Below are 2,696 nucleotides of genomic sequence, written 5' to 3'. Positions count from 1 at the left end.
GTGCCACAACAGCGTCACCGCGCGGCACGCGGAGGGGCGCGTGGCGTGGCTGCACCGCAAGGGGGCGGCGCCCTGGGATGAAGGGCCGGTGGTGATTCCCGGCAGTCGCGGCGCGTTGAGTTATCTGGTGTTGCCGGTGGGCTCGGGCGAGCACAGCGCCCACAGCCTGGCGCACGGGGCGGGCCGCAAGTGGACGCGCACGGCGGCGCGGGAGCGGTTGAAGGAGCGCTTCACCGCGGAGTCGCTGACGCGCACTGTGTTCAAGAGCCACGTCATCTGCGAGGACCGCGACCTGCTCTTCGAGGAAGCGCCGCCCGCGTACAAGGCCATCGACCGCGTGGTGACGGACCTGGTGGAAGCGGGGCTGGTGCGGGTGGTGGCGACGCTGGCGCCGGTGCTCACGTACAAGACGCGGGGCCGCACGGCGGAGTGAAGCGCGGCACGGGACTCGCACGAGGGGCGCGGCATGCGCTGGCCCCTGGAGTCCCGGTGATGTGGAAGGCCTTGTTGGACCTGCTCTATCCGCCCATGTGTCTGGCCTGCGCGAAGGTGCTGTCGGGCGTGGGCGCGGTGTTCTGCGAGCCGTGTGACACCGCGCTGGAGCGACTGCCGCCGGTGTGTTGCCGCACCTGCGCGGAGCCGGGCACGTTCCCGGGGAACACCTGTCCCCGGTGTCGGACGGTGCCGCCGCCGTTCAGCAGGGCCTGGGCGCCCTTCGCGCACGAGGGGCCGGTGGCGCGCGCCATCCACCGCTTCAAGTACGAGGACCAGCCGGACCTCGCCGCGCCGCTGGGAGCGCTGCTCGCGGACGAGGCGCGGCGCTTCTTGAGGACGGCGCCCGGGTGCGTGGTGGCGCTGCCGCTGCATGTCCGGCGCTTCCGGACGCGGCAGTACGACCAGGCGCAATTGCTCGCGGGAGCGATGGCGAAGGCGTCCGGGCGGATGGCGCCGGTGGGGTGGATTGAGCGCACGCGCGAGACGAAGCGACAGGTGGGACTGAGCGAGGCGGAGCGCACGGGCAACGTGGCCGGGGCCTTCGTGGCGTCGCGGGTGGTGAAGGGGCAGGAGGTGCTGTTGTTGGATGACGTGTTCACCACGGGTTCCACCGCGCGGGCCGCCGCCCTCGCGTTGAGGGAGGCGGGGGCCGTGCGGGTGGAGGTGCTGACGTTGGCGAGGGCGTTCACCCTCGCCTGAGCCGTGGCCTACTTCCGGGACTTCTGGAGCTTCGCCATCTCGGCCTGAATCTCCTTGAGCCGGCGCTCCAACTCCTCGCGGCTCCGAGTCTCTTCATCGCGACGCCGTGTCTCTTCCGCGAGACGCTGCTCGGCCTCATCGCGACGGCGGGTCTCTTCCGAGAGACGTTGCTCGGCGTCCACGGCGCGTCGTTGCAACCCCATCGCCTCGTCTCGCATCCGGCTGATGAGTTCCCTGGACTCCAGCAGGGGCGCGTTGCCCGCCCAGAAACGCAGGTGCTCGCCTTCCACCTGGAGCTCGAGTCCCAGCACTTCCGAGACGTGGCGCCCGTGACGGGGCTCCATGCGCGTATAGACACGCGCCTCGGGTGTCGCTAGCCGGTAGCCCTCCAGCGTGAGCCGTCCCCCATCGAAGATGAAGTACTCGGGGATTCCCAGCCGGGCGTAGCGATGCACGTTGTCCTCAGCGACCTTCTTCCGGTCGCCCCCTGCGTGCACCTCCATGACCCAGTCCAACCCGCGCTCCTCGGCACTGCACACCCACTTGTCGCGGGAGTACGGCTCCGCATCCAGGACGACCAGCAAGTCGGGCGCGAAGCGGGGCTCTTCGGGGTAGTACACGGGCAGCGCCGTGCTCACGTATGCCTGACGTGGCGAATGAGCCCAGTGCCTCTTCAGCACGGCCAGCACTTGGGAGCGGGGCTCGGTATGCCAATCCCCTTCCGGCATGGGCATTTCGCTCCAGGTCACCTCACCCGGCAGAGACGCCTCCACCTGCGCTCGCTCTTCCTTGCTCAGCGCGTCCCATGCCCGCTGGGACGGTGCTCGCGGGTAGGAGGGCACGACCTCTGGGGTATGATGTCCCATCAACAACATGATGGGTCTTGTCCATCCTGCGGTCAATCACCAGCCTCATCCGCCAGCAGGCGGCTGCGCCGTCTCCAATGCCCGCGCCTCACCGCGCAGCTGCGCGTCCAGCCAGAACGTCCCGCCCGGCACGAGCGAGGCCGCGAACGCCACGGCGATCCGCTTCACGCCCCAGCGGTACTCAATGGCAGCCATCATCAGCGTGTACAGGTACGCCATGAAGAGCAGGCCGTGCGCCATGCCCACCACGCGCACGCCCTGGGGCAGGTGCATGACGTACTTCAGCGGCATGGCGATGAGCAGCAGCACCAGGAAGGACAACCCCTCCCAGAAGGCAACGGCGCGAAAACGTCCCAGGGCGGTCTTCAGCATGACCTCTTCTCTCCTCCGCGCCCGCCAGCACCGTCAAGCCACCGGGCCCGGCCAGCATCGGACCCCATGCTCAGCGCGGTGAGCCCGGGTGATACGGCGCCCGCCTGCCCTGCGGCCCACCTCTCGCGGGCCCGGTGCGTCTCCTGAACGAATCCGCGCCCTGTCGCGGTGTTCTTCCTTTCACCTCCAGCGCCTTCCTCCACCGTCCAGCCCCGGAGACTGCTATCCCCTGCGCCGTGATGCACACCGAGACGACCCCGTCCC

General features: G+C 69.5%; 4 protein-coding genes. 2 read left to right on the top strand and 2 right to left on the bottom strand.

What is annotated here, in order from left to right; translation table 11 throughout:
* Together D7V93_RS41470 and D7V93_RS46290 are read left to right on the top strand one after the other, a co-directional pair.
* Positions 1-433, top strand: a 433-nt coding sequence (locus tag D7V93_RS41470; RefSeq protein ID WP_208723324.1) for an RtcB family protein, incomplete at its 5' end; no start/stop codon positions are given.
* Positions 434-492: 59 nt separating this feature from the next.
* Positions 493-1,194 carry a double zinc ribbon domain-containing protein gene (locus D7V93_RS46290; RefSeq protein WP_208723323.1) on the top strand — a complete coding sequence of 234 codons (702 nt, stop codon included), beginning with the start codon at positions 493-495 and terminating at the stop codon, positions 1,192-1,194.
* A gap of 8 nt (positions 1,195-1,202) precedes the next feature.
* On the opposite strand, the gene D7V93_RS41455 is transcribed toward D7V93_RS46290, so the two are convergent.
* A complete protein-coding gene (locus tag D7V93_RS41455) occupies positions 1,203-1,922 on the bottom strand; it encodes a Uma2 family endonuclease (protein WP_244237820.1) in 720 nt (239 codons plus the stop codon).
* Between the two features lie 183 nt (positions 1,923-2,105).
* On the bottom strand, positions 2,106-2,432 hold the full coding sequence (locus D7V93_RS41450) for a DUF3817 domain-containing protein (protein WP_120648483.1): 327 nt from the start codon (positions 2,430-2,432) through the stop codon (positions 2,106-2,108).
* Positions 2,433-2,696 lie beyond the last annotated feature (264 nt).

The sequence above is a fragment of the Corallococcus llansteffanensis genome (assembly GCF_003612055.1).
GTDB lineage: Bacteria > Myxococcota > Myxococcia > Myxococcales > Myxococcaceae > Corallococcus > Corallococcus llansteffanensis.
Note: the sequence above shows the minus strand (reverse complement) of the source record. Positions and strands in the feature narration are given on the sequence as shown.

Coding starts and splice junctions, on each gene's coding strand:
- D7V93_RS46290 (WP_208723323.1), top strand. CDS start 493: ATGTGGAAGGCCTTGTTGGACCTGCTCTATCCGCCCATGTGTCTGGCC.
- D7V93_RS41455 (WP_244237820.1), bottom strand. CDS start 1,922: ATGCCGGAAGGGGATTGGCATACCGAGCCCCGCTCCCAAGTGCTGGCC.
- D7V93_RS41450 (WP_120648483.1), bottom strand. CDS start 2,432: ATGCTGAAGACCGCCCTGGGACGTTTTCGCGCCGTTGCCTTCTGGGAG.